Annotated in this window: 19 protein-coding genes; 8 read left to right on the top strand and 11 right to left on the bottom strand. The window is 49.6% G+C overall.

The features are described from left to right. Nucleotides 1-66: 66 nt before the first annotated feature. The 3 genes from minE to minC all read right to left on the bottom strand — a co-directional run bounded on the left by minE (nucleotide 67) and on the right by minC (nucleotide 2,093). Nucleotides 67-420 carry a cell division topological specificity factor MinE gene (gene minE / locus GOB58_RS05290; protein ID WP_086636022.1) on the bottom strand — a complete coding sequence of 118 codons (354 nt, stop codon included), beginning with the start codon at nucleotides 418-420 and terminating at the stop codon, nucleotides 67-69. Continuing rightward, entirely contained in the window at nucleotides 417-1,232 is an 816-nt protein-coding gene (gene minD / locus GOB58_RS05285) for a septum site-determining protein MinD (RefSeq protein WP_086554337.1), read from the bottom strand. Before minD ends, minE begins: the two co-directional genes overlap by 4 nt. 156 nt (nucleotides 1,233-1,388) lie before the next feature. Continuing rightward, a complete protein-coding gene (gene minC / locus GOB58_RS05280) occupies nucleotides 1,389-2,093 on the bottom strand; it encodes a septum site-determining protein MinC (protein ID WP_173559548.1) in 705 nt (234 codons plus the stop codon). Between the two features lie 159 nt (nucleotides 2,094-2,252). Here minC and GOB58_RS05275 point away from each other — a divergent pair, with 159 nt between their 5' ends. Further along, nucleotides 2,253-2,921: a glutathione S-transferase family protein gene (locus GOB58_RS05275; protein WP_086554335.1), complete on the top strand. Its 669-nt coding sequence runs from the start codon at nucleotides 2,253-2,255 to the stop codon at nucleotides 2,919-2,921. Between the two features lie 19 nt (nucleotides 2,922-2,940). Beyond that, entirely contained in the window at nucleotides 2,941-4,143 is a 1,203-nt protein-coding gene (locus GOB58_RS05270) for a BaiN/RdsA family NAD(P)/FAD-dependent oxidoreductase (RefSeq protein WP_173559697.1), read from the top strand. 38 nt (nucleotides 4,144-4,181) lie between these two features. Here GOB58_RS05270 and rsmI read toward each other — a convergent pair whose 3' ends face one another. Continuing rightward, nucleotides 4,182-5,144: a 16S rRNA (cytidine(1402)-2'-O)-methyltransferase gene (gene rsmI / locus GOB58_RS05265; protein WP_407651733.1), complete on the bottom strand. Its 963-nt coding sequence runs from the start codon at nucleotides 5,142-5,144 to the stop codon at nucleotides 4,182-4,184. Between rsmI and GOB58_RS05260 the strand changes: the two genes are divergently transcribed. Beyond that, nucleotides 5,138-6,514, top strand: a complete 1,377-nt coding sequence (locus GOB58_RS05260; RefSeq protein ID WP_173559696.1) for a penicillin-binding protein activator — start codon at nucleotides 5,138-5,140, stop codon at nucleotides 6,512-6,514. The genes rsmI and GOB58_RS05260 overlap by 7 nt on opposite strands. A 35-nt stretch (nucleotides 6,515-6,549) precedes the next feature. Here GOB58_RS05260 and GOB58_RS05255 read toward each other — a convergent pair whose 3' ends face one another. The 3 genes from GOB58_RS05255 to GOB58_RS05245 form a co-directional block, all read right to left on the bottom strand. Further along, nucleotides 6,550-8,145, bottom strand: coding sequence for a tetratricopeptide repeat protein (locus GOB58_RS05255; RefSeq protein WP_173559547.1), 1,596 nt, complete (start codon nucleotides 8,143-8,145; stop codon nucleotides 6,550-6,552). A 148-nt stretch (nucleotides 8,146-8,293) separates the two neighbouring features. Then, complete coding sequence (locus GOB58_RS05250; protein ID WP_086554492.1) at nucleotides 8,294-8,884, bottom strand: CarD family transcriptional regulator; 591 nt, start codon at nucleotides 8,882-8,884, stop codon at nucleotides 8,294-8,296. Nucleotides 8,885-8,960: 76 nt separating this feature from the next. Continuing rightward, entirely contained in the window at nucleotides 8,961-9,836 is an 876-nt protein-coding gene (locus GOB58_RS05245) for a bestrophin family protein (RefSeq protein ID WP_086554332.1), read from the bottom strand. Nucleotides 9,837-10,242: 406 nt separating this feature from the next. Between GOB58_RS05245 and GOB58_RS05240 the strand changes: the two genes are divergently transcribed. Together GOB58_RS05240 and GOB58_RS05235 are read left to right on the top strand one after the other, a co-directional pair. After that, nucleotides 10,243-11,232: a hypothetical protein gene (locus tag GOB58_RS05240; RefSeq protein ID WP_173559546.1), complete on the top strand. Its 990-nt coding sequence runs from the start codon at nucleotides 10,243-10,245 to the stop codon at nucleotides 11,230-11,232. Further along, entirely contained in the window at nucleotides 11,233-12,135 is a 903-nt protein-coding gene (locus GOB58_RS05235) for a lysozyme inhibitor LprI family protein (protein ID WP_173559545.1), read from the top strand. Between the two features lie 290 nt (nucleotides 12,136-12,425). Here GOB58_RS05235 and GOB58_RS05230 read toward each other — a convergent pair whose 3' ends face one another. Genes GOB58_RS05230 through GOB58_RS05220 form a run of 3 tightly spaced genes read right to left on the bottom strand, consistent with a single transcriptional unit; the run spans nucleotide 12,426 to nucleotide 14,661 of the window. Continuing rightward, nucleotides 12,426-13,061, bottom strand: coding sequence for a YdcF family protein (locus GOB58_RS05230; protein WP_086554330.1), 636 nt, complete (start codon nucleotides 13,059-13,061; stop codon nucleotides 12,426-12,428). Next, on the bottom strand, nucleotides 13,058-13,987 hold the full coding sequence (locus GOB58_RS05225) for a cell division protein FtsX (protein ID WP_194299644.1): 930 nt from the start codon (nucleotides 13,985-13,987) through the stop codon (nucleotides 13,058-13,060). The genes GOB58_RS05230 and GOB58_RS05225 overlap by 4 nt, the downstream gene beginning before the upstream one ends. Next, nucleotides 13,987-14,661 carry a cell division ATP-binding protein FtsE gene (locus GOB58_RS05220; protein ID WP_173559544.1) on the bottom strand — a complete coding sequence of 225 codons (675 nt, stop codon included), beginning with the start codon at nucleotides 14,659-14,661 and terminating at the stop codon, nucleotides 13,987-13,989. The genes GOB58_RS05225 and GOB58_RS05220 overlap by 1 nt, the downstream gene beginning before the upstream one ends. A gap of 386 nt (nucleotides 14,662-15,047) precedes the next feature. Here GOB58_RS05220 and GOB58_RS05215 point away from each other — a divergent pair, with 386 nt between their 5' ends. Then, nucleotides 15,048-16,214, top strand: a complete 1,167-nt coding sequence (locus GOB58_RS05215; protein ID WP_173559543.1) for a zinc-ribbon domain-containing protein — start codon at nucleotides 15,048-15,050, stop codon at nucleotides 16,212-16,214. 68 nt (nucleotides 16,215-16,282) lie between these two features. On the opposite strand, the gene GOB58_RS05210 is transcribed toward GOB58_RS05215, so the two are convergent. Beyond that, nucleotides 16,283-16,699, bottom strand: a complete 417-nt coding sequence (locus tag GOB58_RS05210) for a hypothetical protein (protein ID WP_086636067.1) — start codon at nucleotides 16,697-16,699, stop codon at nucleotides 16,283-16,285. A gap of 274 nt (nucleotides 16,700-16,973) precedes the next feature. On the opposite strand from GOB58_RS05210, the gene GOB58_RS05205 reads away from it, so the two are divergent. Together GOB58_RS05205 and GOB58_RS05200 are read left to right on the top strand one after the other, a co-directional pair. Further along, entirely contained in the window at nucleotides 16,974-18,773 is a 1,800-nt protein-coding gene (locus GOB58_RS05205; RefSeq protein WP_086555446.1) for an ATP-binding protein, read from the top strand. After that, on the top strand, nucleotides 18,760-20,775 hold the full coding sequence (locus tag GOB58_RS05200) for a response regulator (protein WP_242005234.1): 2,016 nt from the start codon (nucleotides 18,760-18,762) through the stop codon (nucleotides 20,773-20,775). Before GOB58_RS05205 ends, GOB58_RS05200 begins: the two co-directional genes overlap by 14 nt. Nucleotides 20,776-20,793 lie beyond the last annotated feature (18 nt).

Below are 20,793 nucleotides of genomic sequence, written 5' to 3'. Positions count from 1 at the left end.
GGCTGAGCTGTTAAAAAAGGACCGGCAGAAAATGCCAGTCTTTTTTTAACATAATTGCTCTTCCTGTTACTTTTTAGCCGGCGCTGATGCATCCTGCGAGGCAGGCTTTTTTTCCGGAGCAGGTCCGGGCGTTGCAGCTTTATCTGATGCAGGCTTACTGTTTGAAAGGCCAGGAACTTCAACATCAATTTCAAGCATTGAGCAGTGTGCGCCACGATCAAGCTTGATCTGCACTTTGTCCTGATCAACAGCGACATAGCGTTTGATAACTTCCATGATCTCACGATGCAGCTGTGTGATCAGGTCATTTTTATCGTCGCTGCCTGAAATACGTTCATGGGCAAGCAGAATTTGCAGTCTGTCGCGGGCAACAGGCGCTGATGAACGTTTTTTAAAAAGAGCACTCAGAAAAGAACTCATGCTACCCTCCGTCTGAAGAGCCAGTCCAGCAGGGTCCGACGACCTGACGGAACGGTCATTTCCACTGTTTCACCTTTCAGGCGGCGAACAGCATCGATATAAGCACGGGCGGGCGGGCTTTCCGGCTCAGCAAGTGTTACCGGTGCGCCCAGGTTTGAGGCGCGCAGCACATCTGTGCTCTCAGGGATGATGCCAAGCAAAGGAATAGAAAGAATATCGAGCATATCGTCGGTGGCAAGCATATCGCCCCGTGCGGCACGCTGCGGATCATAACGGGTGATCAGCAGGTGTTTATCGATTTTCTTTCCTTTTTTTGCACGCTCGGTCGTGCTGTCGAGCATACCGATAATACGGTCACTATCTCTGACCGATGAGACTTCAGGGTTGGTGACAATAACAGCCATGTCAGCGTGATACATGGCCATCTGTGCACCGCGCTCGATACCGGCAGGGCTGTCACAGACAACCCAGTCGAATTTTGAGCGGAGTTCGTTGATAACTTTTTTTACGCCTTCAGATGTCAGGGCATCTTTGTCCCGCGTTTGCGAGGCGGGCAGCAGGTAAAGTGTATCGACTCGTTTATCTTTGATTAATGCCTGATTAAGGCTGGCGTCTCCCTGAATGACGTTGATGAGGTCGAAAACAACCCGTCGTTCGGCACCCATAATCAGGTCGAGGTTACGCAGGCCCACATCAAAGTCGACCAGGACGACCTTTTCCCCCGCTTTAGCCAGCGCTGCACCCAGCGCTGCGGACGTCGTGGTTTTACCTACCCCGCCTTTGCCCGACGTAACAACCAGAACCTTTGACATCCGCCTTATCCTCTCTGCGCCCTGTAATCTGTAGCCCCCGGCGTTCGTAAAAACGCACAAAGACAATATAGAAAGTGTAAGATACAGTTTGCACAGAAATAAAGAAATGCAGAATGTGACGGAAACTTTCTTTTTTGTAATCGGGTAAGCAGAAAATCAGGTTATCGCGCGGAAAACAAGGGTTTCTCCCTCAAGCAGCACCTGCGTTGGCTTGCCAGCCGGGGCGGTTTCCATTTCTTCGGCTGTGGCATAAAATCCGTCGATCGCCACAAGTTCAGCCTCAAGAACACGGGCGTAGATTCGCGCTTCGGGGTGGCCACCAAGGCCTGCAATCGCACGGCCACGTAATGCGCCGTAAATATGAATTGATCCGCCTGCTGAAATTTCAGCCCCTGAGGCAACCGCACCAAGAATAATGACATCACCATCTGGCCAGACAATATGCTGACCTGACCTGACAGGGTCTTCAATGAGCAGGCTGGAAGCCACAGCCTGCGGGGGAGGAGGGGGTGTTGTTTCATCAGGAATTTTCACTTCACCTGATGAGCGTCCGCCGACGAGACTTTCCGGCCATCCCCAGTCGGCGACAGACGCCCACTCCCGATTCCCGTTCTCAATAGCAATAATATTAATGCCGCGCTCTTCGAGAGCAGATTTGAGATCTGCAAGGTGGGGCGTATTTTCTGCCAGGCACGCCAGATCAAGAATGATGGGTTTCCCTGAGAAGAAGCCTGCTGAGCGGCTGATCTGTGCATCCAGTGCCTGCAGCCAGTCCACAAGCGGGGCTTCAGGTGTGAGGGTCAGTGCCAGAAAAGAGCGGCCAGACAAACGAATACGGGGAGAGGAAGGCGTGCCGGACAAAGAAAATACCTCTTGGAGGAAAAATCATAAAGGATAGGGTGCCTGACTATCAGGGAAGGCTACGTTGTGTCTGTATAATCTGGTGCGACATTTTAAAGTTTACTTCATTTTCATTTAGCCTCTGGCAAGACAGCAGACAATGTCATAAATCTTATTTCTATGCGTACCCTTTTTCATCATCCCATGTCTCCCTATTGCCGCAATGTGCGTCTTGTTCTGGGTGAGAAACGTCTGCCGTTCGATACGGTAATTGAGCCTGTGTGGGAAAAACGCCCGGAATTTCTGGCGCTTAACCCGGCGGGTGAGGTCCCGGTCCTTTGTGAGGATAACGGGCTGGTTGTGCCTGACTCCAGAGTGATCTGTGAATATCTGGAAGAGGCATATTCCGGCACACCATTGCTGGGGCGTACCCTGGCAGAGCGTGTTGAGGTCAGGCGCCTGGTTGCATGGTTTGGCGGGCATTTTGCCCGTGATGTGACGGATCGCTTTATTACAGAGCGTGTGTTTAAGCGTTTGAGCGGACAGGGGAATCCTGATGGTTCGATTCTGCGCGAGGGCTATAACGCGATGAAGCCCAGGCTGAAATATATCAACGGACTGGCAGAGAATCGAAACTGGCTTGCCGGGTCGTTTCTGTCGCTTGCTGATTTTTCAGCTGCAGCGCATCTGTCATGTCTCGATTTTATTGGTGACATTGACTGGTCCCGCGTTCCGGCACTGCGTGACTGGTATGCCCGTATGAAGTCACGTCCGTGTTTCCGGCCATTACTGTCTGATCGTGTGTCGGGCATTACGCCGCCCGGTCATTACGCTAATCTTGATTTCTGAGTTCTGAATTATTGTGACGATACGTGAACGGACGGCACGCTCTGCCGATGTTATTGTTATTGGTGGTGGTGCAGCGGGTCTTATGGCTGCCATCACGGCTGCCCGTGGCGGACGCCAGGTTGTTGTGCTTGATCACAATGCCGAAGTGGGACGTAAGATCCTTATTTCAGGGGGTGGGCGCTGCAATTTTACTAACCTCGATATCCGGCCTGAATGCTACCTGTCGCAGAACAGGCGCTTTCCTTATTCGGCGCTAAGCCGATATAAACCGGCTGATTTTCTTGAACTTCTTAAAAAGCATCATATTCCCTGGCATGAGAAAAAGCTGGGACAGCTTTTTTGTGATAATTCAGCACGCGATATCGTGACGATGCTGCTTGCAGAATGCGCACAGGCTCATGTGCGTGTGATGACGGATGTAAAAGTAACATCTGTCAGGCGCTCTGATCAGTTTAGCGTAGAAACATCCGCAGGTAATTTCTCTGCCCGTGCTGTTGTGCTGGCAACGGGCGGTTTGTCTGTACCTAAAACAGGCGCTACCGGGTTTGCCTATGACATTGCCCGTCAGTTCGGTCTTTCCGTAATACAGCCCACCCCCGGGCTTGTGCCGCTGGTTTTTGGCGCAGAGTCGGATCGGTGGGTGCACACACTTGCCGGTATTTCTCTGCCGGTCAGAGTATCATGCGGCAAGCGTGTGTTTGAGGAGGCACTTCTGTTTACTCATCGCGGGCTTTCAGGCCCGGCATTGCTGCAGATTTCGTCATACTGGCAACCTGGTGAGGCGATACGTATTGATTTGCTGCCTGGTCAGAATTTTGAACAGCTGCTGGGAGACATTAAAAAGGCTAAAGGCAAGATGCGTGGCCCCGCAGCCTTAAGCCGCTGGTTGCCGCAGCGTCTGGCGCATGAGATGGCCGGGCAGTATGCCCCTGACCGTCCGCTGGTTGAATGGTCTGATAAAGCTGTGCGTCATATTGCGCAGTCCTGTCATCGTATGGATGTGCATCCGACAGGCACGGAGGGCTTTGCCAAAGCTGAGGTGACACTGGGTGGGATCGATACCCGCTCACTCTCATCGCGCACGATGCAGGCTGAAAAAGTGCCTGGCCTGTATGTCATTGGCGAAGCTGCAGATGTTACCGGCTGGCTGGGCGGTTACAATTTTCACTGGGCCTGGGCCAGCGGACATGCCGCAGGCATGGCACTGGCTGAAGAGGGATAGTCAGCATTTTTATCGTCTGCTGACTTCAGGCTGCGTTTTTAGTTTTTTCCTTTCGTTGTCAGCTCCAGTGCCCGTGCATAAACGGTTCGGCGTGGCAGGCCTGCGGCTGTTGCAGCCAGAGTTGCAGCATCCTTGACAGAGTGTGTTTCAAGCAACGAGCGCAGTGTATCGTCGAGCGAGCGCTGGCTTGTTTCCTGTGTTTCTGACGGCGGGCCAAGAAGCACGGTAATTTCTCCGCGGGGTGTATTGGCTGCATAATATTCTGCCAGCTGGCTCAGCGTCCCCCGCCTGACTTCTTCAAAGCGCTTGGTCAGCTCACGTGCGACAGCTCCCTGGCGTGACGGGCCAAATATGGCTTCCATATCCACCAGTGTTTCGCTCAGACGGTGAGGGGATTCGTGCCATATTAAGGTGGCTGCCAGACCTGCATGTTCTGCCGCATGAAGTTTTGCAAAGGCTTCTTTGCGCGCTGAAGAGCGTGGAGGAGGGAAGCCAATAAACATAAACGGATGTGGCGGCAGCCCTGACAAAACAAGGCCCGTTAGTGCAGCATTGGGGCCGGGAATGACAGTGAGCGGAATATCAGCATCAATGGCAGCCCGTACCAGGCGATATCCCGGGTCAGACAGCAGAGGCATACCGGCATCTGAGACCAGAGCGATCTGTAAACCCTGCTCTAATTTGCTTATCAGACCCGGAACTCTTTGCTCCTCATTATGTTCATGAAGTGCTTCAGTTCTGACTGAAATATTATATTCGCTCAGTAATCTGGCTGTTGTACGTGTATCTTCGCACAAAACGAGGTCAGCATGTTTTAAGGCCTGTATGGCCCGCGGGCTGAAGTCACTGAGGTTACCGATAGGTGTTGCGACCAGCGTCAGAGCAAATGTACGGGACATACGATCTGTAGTGTGCTGATTATTATTATTATTGGACGAAAGAGGCCCGCCGTGTTCTATATCAGGCCGGTTGCTTTCGGGAGATAAACTGGATGATGGCACGAGCCTGCTCTTTCTTTTCTGGTGTGACGACTGCCAGGGTATTGTATCGGGATGTGACGGTAAATAAGATGATACGCAAGACCGGACTGGCTGTTTTTGGTATGGCAGGTTTTTTGCTTGCCGGTTGTGCGCACGAAACGACTAAGCCAGAGGCGACAGAAGCAGGTCATAAAGTCGGTGTTTTACTGCCGTTGTCCGGGCCTAATGCATCTCTTGGGCACGAGTTACTTGCAGGTGCACAGCTGGCTTTATCTGCCACGTCTTCGGCGCAGGGCGTAGCTGTTCCTCAAATGGATGTAAGAGACACCGCCGGCTCTGGTGGTGCGGCTGCTGCCGCTGCAGCGGCAATCAGCGCGGGTGATACTCTGCTTCTCGGCCCTCTTACAGCAGGTGATACAGCCGCAGCGGCCCCTGGTGCATTGTCTGCCGGCGTTCCTGTCCTGGCATTTACCAGTGATATTTCGCAGGCACATCCTGGCGTGTGGGTTATGGGTATTACGCCTGAGGATCAGGTTCAGAGGCTGGTGTTTCTTGCTCACCAGGAGGGGCGCACGCGTTTTGCAGCCTTACTGCCCGACAACCCCCTGGGTCGCGCTATGGGAGCAGGTCTGAAAGCAGCTTGTCTTGAGCAGGGGTTACCTTCACCTGTTGTCGTGTACCATATCGCCAGCGCAGCAAGCATTAAGATGACCGCGCATGAGCTGACTGCTTATGATTCGCGGCTGGCTCAGGCACAGGGAGGAGCAGGCGAGACGGCTCCTGTTCAGGCCGAGCCCGCCGTGACAGATTCTGCAGGGGAAAATAACAGCTCGCTGCCTGCAGATCTTGCCGCAGCACTCAGGCCGGATGCTGAGGCAACGCCAGCGGAGCAGAAGCTGCAACTGCCAGCACCACCGTTTGATGCTTTGCTTCTGGGAGATACCGGAGCCGGTCTCAGGATGGTTATAGATGCTCTGAACGAGACACAGGTCGCAGCTCCTTCCGTGCGTATCCTTGGTCCTGGTTTATGGTCAGCTTTCGCGACAAAGCTGGGAGCGCTGCGAGGCGCTTGGTACGCAGCACCCGACCCGGCCTCCCGTCAGGGTTTTGTTAATCAGTTTATGGCCAGAAATCACCATATGCCACGGCCGCTTGCTGATTTATCTTACGATGCTGCGAATATTGCGAAGACAGTTTCTCAAATCGCTCCATCAGGTTATCCGGTGAATATTCTGACTCGTTCAGAAGGGTTTAACGGCGTTGATGGCCCGATTACCTTATTACCTAACGGACGGACCCGCCGTGACCTTGGTGTATTCGAAGTGATTGGTAACGGCAGTCCGGCTAAACTGATTGCTCCATCTGCTGTTAAGACTGGTATTTCAGGCTAGGTGTTTCCTGCTTCTGGCCTTTGCAGCAGCAGAGGTCATTTGCTTTTTTCACGGGCCATTTTACGCAGAATGGCACAGACATTTTCAACAACAGGTTTCCACTGGCGCGGTACTTCCTGCCTTACAATCTGCAGGGAGGGGTACCAGTGGCTTGTGCTTGTTTTGTGCAGCCACCGCCAGCAATTATCGTAACGATCCATCATGATCACGGGCTTGCCTAAACCGCCGGCCAGGTGAACGCACGATGTATCAACAGAGACCAGGACATCCAGAGCCATAATCAGGGCTGCTGTATCATCCATAGAATTAAGGTCATCTGTCGGGTCATAAAGTGTCATTCCTTCGGGCAGATTTTCTGTCTGCCCGGCATAGGGGCCTTTTTGCACGCTGATCAGATTAACATGACGCAGCTTGCCGAGCGGAGCCAGTGTGTCGAGGTGCATTGAGCGCCGACGGTCTACAAGGTGTGCTCCGACCAGTGTAGGGCGCGGCGAACCACCCCATATAATGCCCACATTAAGTTTGCCATTATCAGGCATAAGATCAGTAAATTTTTTTACTTTTACCGGATCAGCGGAGAGGAATGGCACAGGGCTGCCCCATTTCTCCTCTGTGGCAGCAAAAACCCGTGGCAGGCTGATAAAAGGGCAGTGCCAGTCAAATTCAGGCACTGAGCCGCCGACCTGCACATGTGCTGCTCCTTTTACGCGTTTGCACAGCTCCTCCAGAGTGCCCGGTACCCACAGATGAGGAATAGCACCACGTTTTGCCAGCGGTTCAATATAGCGCAGATACATAAGTGTATCTCCAAGGCCTTCTTCCTGCGTAATGAGAATGCGCTTGCCGCTGATATCAGTATCCGGAGTGAGAGTTGGAAGAAGCGTTTCTCGTGGCAGACTTGTATGTCCAGGTAAATCAAGCCGCCATTCATGCTCTGTCCACCCTTGTGTGAAACGTCCAGCTTTTAACAGGGCGATAGAGTGGTTAAGGCGTATCTGAGCATGGTCAGGGCGCAGGTAAATAGACCTGTGGTACAGATCAAGAGATTCGTCAAAGCGCCCTGTATTGGCCAGAATAATAGCCGCATTTGATAAAGTGGCTGCGTTATCAGGATGTTGCTTCAGGGTATTCTGCAGAATAGCTAAAGCTTCTTCCATATCGCCTTTTTCAGCGAGTGCCATTGCCAGAGTATTTTTTGAAAGAATACAGTCAGGGCGCAGATCAGAGGCCTGTCGAATAATATCAACCGCTTCTGTCAGTTCCCCCATTTGTGTGAGCACATGCCCCATAATATCATAGACCCGGGCATCCTGTGGGGTACGCTTTATAACAGCACGGCAGACGGGCAGGCTGTCATCGCGTCGTTCCTGGCTGATCATTATATCAACCAGCTGTTCCAGAGGGTGTTTTGCCAGAGGGGTCAGAGCTGCAACCTGGCACAGAAGACTGGCGGCTGCTTCAGTTTTGCCCATTCCTGCCAGGCAGAAGCTTTTCAATGTCAGCGCTTCTGTACTGTCGGGGTTGGATAGTGTCTCAAGGGCAGGAAGCGTGGCTTCATAGCGGCCGGATTTAATTTCGTTAAGCGCCCGACGTAAAGTTGTCTCATCGCTTGTGCTTAAATTATTATGCATAAAATCAGGTCCGCTGTTTATGGTGTCTGCCTCAGGGCAGATATTGCTTAACTAAGCTAATAATGGTCAGTGTAACTGCATGTAAAAAGACCCGGCAAGATGTTGCATCTTCCGGGTCTTTTATGCGGGGCGCTATGATATTAAAAAATCAGGCTGCCTTCATCACTTCGGTCAGTGTTGTAAGTACATCTGCCGGATCTTTCTTTTCAAGAATAGCGACCTCGGCGACAAAGCGTTCCTGTGCAGCCTCAAAGAGTTTGCGTTCGCTAAAGCTGCCATCGAGACTGTCAACATTACGACGCAGGTCGCGCAGGACTTCAGCAATCTGAACCAGGTCGCCTGAGTTGATTTTTTCCTGATAGGCAACAGCGCGACGAGCCCACATGCCCTTACTGACATGAGGTTTGCCTTTGATGATCGCCATAGCTTTATCAACGATCTCGCGTGAGACGATCTTCCTCAGTCCTGACTTGCGTGCTTTGGACAAAGGAATGCGCAAAGTCATCTGATTGCCAGGAAAGGAAATCTGAATGACTTCGATCTTTGTACCGGCAATTTCATCAACGCCAATACGGTCAACACGTCCCACACCGTGGGCTGCGTAGACGATAGCATCTCCTTCCTGGAAGGGATCATCGTCTTTAACACGAATTTTAGCCTCGGCTGCAGTAGTTGCTGCGGCCGTACGTGCCATGGCGTCTGTCACGCCATTTTTAGAGGTAGCTCTGAAAGTATTCATAGCTCTGGCTTTTACCACAGAAGAGGAAGTATGTCTTTGATTATCGCTAAACAACCGGCGAATAGCTACATATACGTCAGTACTGGATCCCGTTGACGGTACCCAGGGGGGGCGGAGAGAGTTGTCCTGTTGGTTGTACAACGTCAATTTCGATGTTTCGCGCCATTGTTGCCATCGGCAGAGAATGCGGTGTGCTTGAGAAGGGGGCCTGGAGGTCACTGGCACTTTTATCAAGAACGACAAAGAGCAGACCTACAAGGGTCGAGCCCAGGGGTGTGATCCACTCAAGTGTCTGCACCATTGAAAGTGGTAAAACGATGCAGAAAATATTGACGAGTGCACGCGGCAGGGAAGAAAACTGCATGGGAAGCGGCGTATTGCGAATACGTTCCAGGCCTCCCTGTGCATTGGCTAGGTCAGATAAAATACGGTCAATCTGCCCATGGACGGCTCCGTCGATGTTCTTTTTGGCAACCTCATCGCTTACGCCAAGGCCAAGCTGATAGAGAATAGCGTTAGGCTGGTTACGCCAGCCGACAATGGCCTGTGCCATTTCTGGTGGCAGAAGGCGGTTAACATCTGCTGAGACATCAATATTTCCCAGTGCGCCACGCAAAGCATGTGGGTATGCCGCAATGCCAAACATAAGGTCAGGCCGGTCTTTAAGCAGGGTGCCGGCCTGACGACCGAAAGAGCGGCAGTTGTTTGTAATGGAACCCCATAATGTGCGGGCCTCCCACCAGCGGGCATAAGCGCTGTTGTTGCGAAAACCCATAAATAACGCCAGTGCGGAGCCAATCAGAGAAACAGGGAGGCTGGGTTGTTCCATCCATTCCTGGTGGAATATCTGAAACAGAATGACCACGACAAAATCCCAGGCCATCATTAGTAAAAGTGTCCCGAAAATTTCCCGGGCAACAATGCGTAAACCTACCCGCTGGTCGATGATCATTCAGTATGTCTCCGTCTGGTTTTGTTTGTTCTGGAAGGAGATAGCAATCTGCATTTCTGTATAAAGTTCTACAGACTAAAACTATAAAAGGTCAATTTCTGCAGAAAGGATTGTTTTTTGCGGAGGGCCGCAGAGGGCAGTGGCAGGCCTTAGAGCCTGCGTCAAAAAGCGGCCTGAGTGATTTTGGACCGAAAACTTCGCACCGCTCTGATCAGATTTTATGAAGCTTTAAGTGTGTTGTCTCCAGCTGAATGACTATAGATTGCAATTAGCAAGACAGAACAGCTTATATGGTCTTATTGTGAGAATAAGTGCCTTTTAAATATACGAAATTACCAAATTTATTTTTAGAAGTATTTTGGAAAAATATTGTTTTATAATATAAAATTAAATTTCAACTACTTGTGTGAGTAATATTTTTTTATTATATATTAATGTAATTTATAAAATAAATGCTATATTAAATATGTCAGAAAATTTTTTAGATGATATTAAAAATTATCCTGATGGTAACGATAGTATGAAATATTACTATAGGGGACCTTTCCCTGATATAGAGAGGATTATTTATCAGTTTTTAAATGGCGTTGACCGCGACCATGACAAAAAAGATCTTCATGCTAAATATGATGCTCCCCTTTCTTTTTCTTACTGTATTCCTAATCTTCGTGATGTTCTGACACGTATTTTTAACGATCCGGATGTGTATGATATTCGCTGGATGGCTTATATGCTGGCTACAACTTACTGGGAGAGCGCGTCTGTAGTTACAACAAATATTACTCGTCCGGCACCGCGAAAAGGTAATTACACAACAACTCAGACATTTTTTCCGATACAAGAAAGTGGTAAAGGGGGAAAGAAGGTGTATGCATATCCTGTAAAGGTTGCTGAGCGACCAAATGGTGATGCTGCAGTGATGGAATCACATACAAATAAACTCTATATTATACCAAAATATATAATGGAGAAATCAAAGGCTGCTAAATCACCATTTAATCGTTTAAAAATTTTTGCAGGAAATAAAGTATCTTATAAAGACTTTGATGGTGTGGAAAATATTTATTATGGGCGTGGCTATGTACAACTCACATGGTGGCGCAGTTATGCTGAGGCCAGCCTTAGACTGAAAAATAATTTTGATCTTCTGACATCACCTGATTTGGTATTAACCCGTGAAATATCATATGAAATTATGTCTGAAGGGATGAGAAACGGGACAATTTTTGCCAATGGCCATATGTTAATACATTATTTTTGTGGATCTTACACAAACTATATCGCAGCAAGGCAGATAGTTAACGGCTGTGATAAAGCTGATAATATTGCGCGCATAGCGCGGGCTTTTGAGAAATGTCTTTTACACGTTTTAAAGCCAGAAATTAAAGATATCTGAATGAAGAAAGTCTTTTTTGCAGTATACCCGTTATTATTTCCTCTCTGCGCTTATGCGCAGGAGGATACCAGCGCTGAATATTTTGTTGAAAGTGTGAGTATCGATCCAACGCTCTATAATACACAGCATATATATATGCAGGACGATCCAAGGTTAAAAAACAGAGTTTTTTTTATCAACGTTTCACAGCTTACAAGTGATACGGCGACAGGTGTTTGCAGAAAAAAGAATTCTAAAAACATCACGTTAGGTAAATGGCTTGCCACGACATTCCCGGCTCATATGTTTCATTCAAGCGATAATTTTCCGGTTCGTGATCCCGCAGATTTTAATGTGCCTTACAGCAAAAAAACTCTTGTTTCCTCATTAAGTTACAATTGTGATGATCCTGAGGAGAAATGGGCTTATGGTGCCAGACAGGTCATATTACCGAATAAAAAACTCCTTCTGACATGGAAAGGCGATGGCGTTTTACTTATTTTAAGAAAAATAAAACCAGGGGAAAAAATTTTACCATCGTTTAAATGCAGTCAAAATAATACAGAAACTGAAAAAGCGATATGCGACAGTAATGTTTTGGGTGGATGGGACCGCTCGATGCTGGAGGCACTGCAAAAAGCAATCAGAGGAACTCCTGAAGCGGATAATGAGGTTGATCATTTTCAATTAAGTGCATCGCAGGTAAATGATATTATAAATTTTCAAAAAAAATGGCTTATTGAACGAAATAAATGTAAAGATGATAAAGCGTGTATTGCACAGCAGTATAATGAGCAGGTCGATACTATGTATGATATAGCATTGAGTGGTGGTTATATTCCAAAGCCTCAGACTGAAGAAGAAAAAAGGCAAATTGAAGAAGATATGCTATATTTTTCGAAATTAACTAAAAAGAAAAAATGAATATTGAAAATTGCCAGACAGATACTAAAATTTCTATTAGTAATTTTTTCCAGGATGACAGGTAAATAAAGTTATAAAAATTGCGCATGTCTGTGGTGTCTCTTAGACATCTTTGCTGAGCCATCTGCATCGTCCGGGTCAGGCAAAGCTCACTTTGTATATTTCAGGTCAGCAAGACGATACTGACTACGGGTGATTTCAGTCCAGGGCACTATCACTTTTTCTTCTCTTCATAAAATAAAGTGAAGAACAACCCATTGAAATCACCAAATCTGTTTTCTGTCAGGCTGCTAGTGTCTCAGTGCTGTCATGACTGTTTTTGAGGGGTTCTGCGTTATACCGGCCAGAGCACCAATCCATTTGAAATATTCGGTCAGAAGCAGGCGCAATGTCGTCAGTGTAAGGGGGTGCGTGAGTGCCGGAGGTGTAACCGGATAAGCATAAAGAGTCACACCGGGTAAAGTGCGCTCCAGTTCAAGCATGGCGCGCCGCATATGGTACCCGGCTGTTACGATAATCAGGCTGTGAATATGGTTGTCAGCGACCCATGTAGCTGTTTCTGTGGCATTACCAATAGTTGAACGTGCCTGATAACCCAGAGTGATACGTGTTTTTATTGTGTCAGGCAGGGGAGGCAGAAGGTCTTTATCCGCAGTCTGATAGCTTACCCCTGAGATCAGAAGTTTATCTCCCCGATTCTGTAATAGTAGCTTCAGAGAGGTCTCTATGCGTTTCTGCCCCCCTGTCAGGGCAACAATACCGTCGGTATGTGGCAGGAGATATGCCTGCGGAGGCGGAGTTAACGCCGTAACAAAAAACCAGCCAAACAGAATAATCAGACCGAGGAGAGGTAAGGCGAGGAGCAAAAAAAATCTTTTCAGAAGTGACGTCCGGCGAGAGTGCTGGTTACCATAAGCCTGCGTCATGGCATACGCAGCAGCCAGAGGCGAACAATGGTCTGTGTTGTGAACCAGCCAATAAGCGCAGCAACGAATGGTAGCGCCGCGAGTGCAGTCAGCAGGTCTGAAGGAAACATTGCCGTGAGCTCATACCACTCGGGCAGGTCGGTGATTGTGGCAGAAGGTGCCGTGAAAGGTGCTGCCATACGAAAAAGAATGGTGAGAGGTATAAGGGAGAGCAGCGTGCCGGAAATACCGCCAGCAAGTGCGAGCAGGCCGGTTCTGCTCGCAAAACGGCCTGCAATATAATTATCTGTTGCCCCGAGGCTATGTAAGATCCGGATAATGTTACGCCGGCTTGAAAGCCCGGTTCGTGTTGTCAGGGCGATAATCATGGTGGCAACCCCTGTAACGGCGACAAGAGCCAGAGTGGCGCATGTTAGCAGGTTCTCGGCCAGTATTTTAAGTCTTTCACTCCATTCTGTGTTGCGTTCGACCGAGGTTCCCGCAACGAGATCGTTCAGAGTTTTACTCAGGTCGTCCGGAGGGCTGCTGCCATCGGGAAGCCTCACTTCAATGACGCCGGGCAGGGGCAGGGCATTATCTTTGATGTCTCCCAGCCATGGGGTCAGCAGGTGGTTGAGCTCGGCCTGTGTCAGCCGGTGAACAATGCTGCCAGGTAAAGCTTTTGATAAAGCTGCGACAACAGTATCCGCACGTGAAGTGGAGAGTTTATTATTTACGGACTGATCTGGCTCGGGAACCTGAATGGTCAGCAGCTGAGCCGCACCATTTTGCCAGCGCTCCGAGAGGCTCCGTGCTCCATTTGCGCCAGTGAGGGTCAGAGCGGCGAGAAAGCTGATCATAGTTACCAGGAAGAATAATGTCCGGTCTGGTAAAGCTTTTGAAAGGGAAAGACCATCATGACGGCCGGGCAGAAGAAAAGAGAGCATTATTCTCCGCCTTCACAGGTCAGATGACCATTTTCCAGGTAAAGGGAAGGGCGTGGCATACGTCTGACCAGAGCTTCATTATGCGTGGCGATAATGACAGTCGTACCCATGGTATTCAGCTCATCAAACAGGTCAAGAAGTCTGTAGGCCTGAGATTCTTCGAGAGCATTTGTCGGTTCGTCAGCCAGTATGATTTCAGGGCGATGCACGATGGCCCGGGCGAGCGCTGTGCGTTGCTGCTCTCCACCTGAAAGACTGGCAGATGGCATGCCTGTATGCGCGCCAAGTCCGACCCAGCTGAGAATGGCCTTTACTTCCTCACTGATTTCATCTTCGGGACGTTTTTGCAGGCGGAGAGGGAGGGCAACATTGTCAAAAACAGAGAGGTCATGGATGAGGTTATAATCCTGATGTACCATGCCGATTCTGTGGCGCAGCCGGACCAGAGCAGAGCGTGGTGTCGTGTTGCTGACAGACTTACCCAGTATATTCATCTGCCCTGTCAGAGGCAGGCTCTCGAGGTTGAGCAGCGCAAGCAGGCTGCTTTTTCCTGCGCCAGAGGGGCCAAGCAGCCATCGAAACCCGCCTTGTCTGATCGTAAACGTAATATTATGCAGAACAGAGTGCCCGCGTCTGCGTTCTCGTTGCCAGTAAACATTCTGCAGACAGATCATGTGCACCGTTCGTAATAGCTATTCATCATAATGAATGGGCAGTCAGCATAACAGAAAATACGCCCGGGAGCAGCAGGCTCCGTAAAGTTAAAGGGACAGAAAATTATGCCATCGGATTTTAAGTTATGGCGTATTAAACCGAGAAGACAATGGCTGAGACGTTGTTTGTCAGTTTTTCAGGTTATCTTCTGCCATGCCGGGCAGGTTTTCTGAGGAAAGAGAATTAATTCACAATAGTACCTTGTAGCCTTTATTTATTTTATAAAGGAAGAGGGTATGATCTTTTTATGAAAACAGGGTATGGTGCGCTGCGGGCTCCTCTTTGGAGTTTGAATGGTTATTTTTTGGTCTGATGTTATTGTGATGGGGTGTTCCAGAGCGTGCTGATGAGAATTGTCTGCCCTTCCTGTGGACTTGCATATCGGGTACCTGAAGAGCTTCTTGTAAAACGCCAGACACTGAGGTGTTCAGCGTGTGGTTTCCGCTGGCATATTCATCAGTCTTCGACCGAAGTGGCTCCGGCTCCTGAGGCGCCTGCTTCTGTTGTAGCAGCCCCGGCTCCTGAGGCGCCTGCTCCTGTTGAGGCGGCCTCGGCTCCTGAGGTAGCTGCTCCTGTTGCGGCAGCCCCGGCTCCTGAGGTTGCGGCTTCTGTTGTAGCAGCCCCGGCTCCTGAGGTAGCTGCTTCTGTTGTGGCAGCCCCGGCCCCTGAGGTAGCTGCTTCTGTTGAGGCGGCCCCGGCTCCTGAGGTTGCTGCTCCTGTTGCGGTTGCCCCGGCTCCTGAGGTTGCTGCTTCTGTTGAGGCGGCCCCGGCTCCTGAGGTTGCTGCTTCTGTTGAGGCGGCCCCGGCTCCTGAGGTTGCTGCTCCTGTTGCGGTTGCCCCGGCTCCTGAGGTTGCTGCTCCTGTTGAGGTGGTCCCGGCTCCTGAGGTTGCTGCTTCTGTTGTAGCAGCCCCGGCTCCTGAGGCGCCTGCTTCTGTTGAGGCAGAGACAGAGAGAACACCTCATTCTGTCCATGCCGAGATAAGGATAAGAGAAGCGGCGCCATCTCCGGCAGAGCAGGAGCCGTACCAGGATACCTCTTCTGTATCGGCCGATGCGACGAAAGCAGGAGAGGATGTCGCGTATGCTCCGGCAGATACGTCGTGGTCTTCTGATGCTTCAGAACCTCATGTACAGCAGTATGAGTATCAGTTTACGGGGGAGCTGAAACAACCGGTTTCTCCGGCTGAGAAGGCTTATGGTGCGTCAGCAATGTCTGCTCAGACGGGCACTCTGCCTGAGGTTTCTGGTATAGGGCAGAAAATACAGGGTATTGTATCGCTGCTTATCGCGTTTTTGCGCGGGGTGTTTTCCGGAAAATTTTTTCCGTCCAAAGAAAAACGGTCAGATTTTGTTGCACATTTACGTGCATTGTCTCTGAATGGTGGTTTCTGGCGTGTCGCCTGGAGCGCCAGCCTTTTCCTTGCGTTTTGTGTGTTATGTGCGCTCTGGTTCTGGTGGGATGATATTGTTTACTTCTGGCCACCGGCGGGAAGAATATATCAGCCTTATTAAGGCCGCTTTGAAAAACCTGCTTTTCAGCAGGTTTTTTTATGTTTGTAGCTCAGATATCCTGTTGATTTTTACATGTATTTTCCTGCCAGTGTTGCCAGTGTTGCACCCGCTGCAGCAAGGAGCATAAGCATAATACCATCACGAATGAGGCCATCCGGAGTGAGCACATGTCCTGCAATGTCGATATGTGAAGGTATGGCTGATGTTGCAGAGCTGATTATATCTTTAGCCTGCTGATCCAGCGACGCTGTTGCATGGTTGAGAGAGCTGACAGCTATGGGGATAATTTTCCATACCAGGCCGGCAATAAACAGGAAAGGGGCCAGAAGTTCTGCAATCTGCTGCACAAAGTAAAAAATAAAATAACATACAGCCCATATGCCTGTTCGTAAGACGTGTATGGCAAAAGTTGCAGAGAAAAACTTTTGAGCGAAAGAGGAAGGTGCTGAGGCGTGAGAAAGTTTATCGTCAGAGCGCGAATTCATGGTCTGGGCTTTCCTTAAGGCAGCATGGGCATGTCAGTTGGATCTGGTATGCTGTTCAGGTAGTTGAGCAGAAATTCCTGTTAGTATACGAAACAATCCGCATGAAGAACACTGTTGCATTTTCCTGATGCTTTGCAGCGGCAGGCCTGACTGTACAGGTTTTCTGTGAGCACATTTATTTTATTCGCCAAAACGGGCGATATGCGCATGTATGACGGATTGAGCTCTGGCGGTTAATCTGCCTTAAAAAACCACCTTTAAGGTTAAGCAGGTCATGAATTCCCGTTCCGGTACATTATGGTTTGTCAGTAGTGGGCAAACACGAAAAAAACCGTTTCAGGATGCGTTGATTAAAAGCGGTATGAATCTTCACCTGTTTGAGGATGGACGGTCTGCGTTTGCCAGATTTGGTTCGGATATGCCCGACCTGCTGCTGGTTTCTGAGCAGCTTGATGATATGAACGTTGTGGAGTTTTGCCAGAGACTGCGCCTGACAGCCGGGACAAGAAGTGTGCCAGTTATCGTGCTTACCAGCGGAGAAGACACTCAGTTTGAGCGTGACCTGCTTAATAACGGTGCAGATGTTTGTTTTTGCCAGAATACCGATCCGTTATTGCTGGTGTTTCGTATCTGTACGCTTTTGCGTCGTTATGAAGATGATATGCCAGCCAGTGAAGGTGTCAGGTTCAGACCACCTGCCGTTACAGTTATCACAACGCCGGGTAGTGTTGCCTGGTCATGGCGTGGCGGGAAGGCAGAAAGCCAAGATAGCACCAGCCCGTTAATTTTTGAGAGTCTGACCAGCCATGGTTATTTGTTGAGTCTTATAGATGACCCGGCTCGTTTTGATGATATCGGGACCAGTGTAAGCCAGCAGCATCCTGACTGTGTGATTATTGATATGGACAGTCCTCAGTTTGATGGCCTTGAAATGGCGCGTAATTTGCTTTTTGCCCGTGAAATTAACGGACAGTGTACCAGAGTGCTGGGCATGGTAACGCCCGACAGGATGACGATAGAGAACGTAGTCGCGGCTTTTTCTGCCGGAGTTGATGATCTTGTCGGCGCTGATATCGAAACAGATCTGCTTATGGCGCGTATAGGCAGCCTGGTACGGCGCAAAATTTTGCAGGATGAGATGAGGCGTGAGGAAGCTCATGTCGAAAGTGCGCGGGCGCGTATGGCTCTGGCAGATGCTTTACGCCGCGTAAATGCAGATCTTGCAGCAGCCAATCGTAAACTGATTGAAGCGCAGGCCAAGCTTGTGCAGTCAGCTAAAATGGCGTCTCTGGGAGAGCTGGCTGCAGGTATCGCACATGAGTTTAATAACCCCCTGGCCTTTGTACTGGCTCATGAGAGTACAGTACAGAAAGGCATAGCCACAGCACTTCAGGCCGTAAAAACCTCAGATTTTGACGGGGCAGAGCTTGCATTAACAAAGAGTAAAGAGCGCCTCTCTGCTTCTCTGGTTGGTTTATCGAGAATGCGCGATCTTGTTGCCAGTCTGCGTCGTTTTTCACGTCTGGAAGAGGGTGAGTTTGCACGTGTAGATGTACCTGAAAGTCTGAAGATAGTCCTGACACTTCTGGCTCCAAAATTTGGGCAGGAAATAAAAGTATTTTGCCATCTGAATGCACCGGCAGAACTTGTGTGTCAGGCTGCATTAGTGAATCAGGTTATTATGAATATTTTAAGTAATTCTGCAGATGCTATCGCTGAGAAAAGAATAAATAATAAAGAAATCAATAATATAGAAAATTATGATGAGATAAATATTTTTTCCTCCCTCGAAGAGGCAACCGAAGGTCGGGAGGGGGAGGATTATGTTATTCGTATTACTGATACAGGGCCGGGGGTTCCTGAAAATCTGAGAGAACGAATATTTGAACCCTTTTTTACCACAAAACCTGTAGGATCGGGAACAGGTCTCGGGCTGGCAACTGCTTATGGGGTTATTAAAGCTCATGGCGGGAGTATTTCTGTGACTGGCGGAGAGCAGGGTAAAGGGGCCTGTTTTGTTGTACGGGTGCCTTATCGGAGCGCTGAGGAGAAGGGCTGTTATGATGAGACCTGAAACGGTGGAGACTACCCCGGCAGCTATTCTTATCGTTGATGATGAGTCTGAAATTCTCGTCGCTCTGACAGATCTGTTTGAAGAGAAATATAATGTGCTCACGGCCGCTTCAGGCGAGGAGGGGCTGAGTATTCTTTCGCAGCGGTCTGATATTGCGGTTATTATTTCTGATCAGCGTATGCCTGGTATGACGGGAGACGGGTTTCTTACACAGGCGCGTCGGCTGTCTTCAGCCGGGGCAATTTTGCTGACAGGCTATGCCGATATACAGGCAGTCGAATCTGCTCTGAATAAGGGGCAGATTTCATTTTTTGTATATAAACCATGGGATCCTGAGACATTATTGTCCATGGTCGCACAGGCCGTAGAGCGTTACCGGCTGGAGAAAGCGCTCAGGCGCGAGCAGGCGTTACTGCGTATTTTGCTTGATAACCTGCCTTTCGGTCTGGCTTTTAAAGATGAGCAGGACCGGTTTGTTCGTATGAATGAACAGATGGCAAGTCAGCTGGGTTGTTCTCTGACAGATGTTCTTGGGCAGCGGGAAGAGGACATCGTAAGCCCTGAGCGACTTGTCAGCCTGAGGGAAGCGCAGAGTGTGCTTGCTGCTGGTGGGCGCGATCAGCAGGTTATCAGGCTGAATGATGCTGATGGTAAAACACGCTGGCATGACCTGACGCGTATTTTAATTGGCCAGAAATCGCGTGAAACCTTTCCTGGTGCCGGCCCCGAGCTTGATGAGTATTCTGTTTTTATTGACAGAGATGTCACAGATCTTCTCAGCCTTGATCAGCGCCTGCAGCAGGCACAGAAGATGCAGGCTATCGGTACGCTGGCAGGTGGTGTTGCGCACGATTTTAATAACTTACTAACTGCAATTATGGGGTCACTCGAACTGGTGCAGGAGCTCGATCCTCCAAAAGTGCCAGCGGTTACGAAATTATATGATAATGCCATACAGGCTGCACGACGCGGTGGTGTGCTGACACAAAAGCTGCTTGATTTCAGCCGTCCGCGGCATTTTTCATGCTGTAAAGTCGATATTGTCAGTGTGCTGCGTGAAATGCAGGATTTTGTGGAAGGTTCTGCGCTGCCGTATGACCTGCGTAATATGCTGGGGTCAGAGAGTCTGCAGGCGGCAGAGCGTTTAAAGTCTGTACAGTTTAATTTGCCTTCTGAGCCACTTCCTCCGGTCTGGACGGATATTTTACAGCTTCAGCTTGCTGTTTTTAATCTGTGTATGAATGCGCATGATGCACAGCCAGGCGATGAGCGTATTACAGTATCAGTTTATACGTCAGCACGTTTGCTGGGGCGTGTGTCAGCACAACCGTCTGAGAAGGCATGGGTTGTGGTTCAGGTCGTTGATCGTGGCGTGGGCATGACCGAGGAAACGCAGGCCCGTATTTTTGATCCGTTCTTTACGACAAAAGATACCGGGCACGGCAAGGGCATGAGCCTGTCTGTCATTTATGGTTTTATCAATTACTGCAGTGGTGAAATTCGTGTCGACAGTGTGCCAGGCGGAGGGACCTCGATAGAGCTCTGGCTGCCCGTTATGACGCAGGACCTGAAGCAGTTTGAAGCGGCTCCTGCTCCTGTTGTGCCTGACAACAGGGAAAGAACAGTTCCTCCGGTATCGCCCTCTGAGAAAAATGGCCAGACCATACTGGTCGTTGATGATGAGGAGAGTGTCAGAGCTGTTACAGCCGGTTTTCTCCGGCATGTCGGGTACACCGTGCTCGAGGCTGATAATGGTGCAGATGGCCTTGCTCTGGCTACTCAGCATAAAGAGATCGCTCTGGTCGTTATGGACGTTATGATGCCAGGCATGAACGGGAATGAAGCCGCACAGAAAATGACGGCAATGAAGCCTGGTCTGCCGGTTCTTTTTGTGACCGGCTATACCGATCCGGGCCTTCTGCCTGATGATGCCCGTGTGCTGCATAAGCCTTACAGGCGGAGTGAACTGCTGGCTGAAGTTAAGGCAATACTTCCCTCGTAGTTTCCCCCTTGTGCTCTG

The organism is Acetobacter thailandicus, assembly GCF_011516655.1.
GTDB lineage: Bacteria > Pseudomonadota > Alphaproteobacteria > Acetobacterales > Acetobacteraceae > Acetobacter > Acetobacter thailandicus.
The sequence above is the reverse complement of the archived record's forward strand: the minus strand, read 5'-3'. Positions and strand labels throughout refer to the sequence as shown.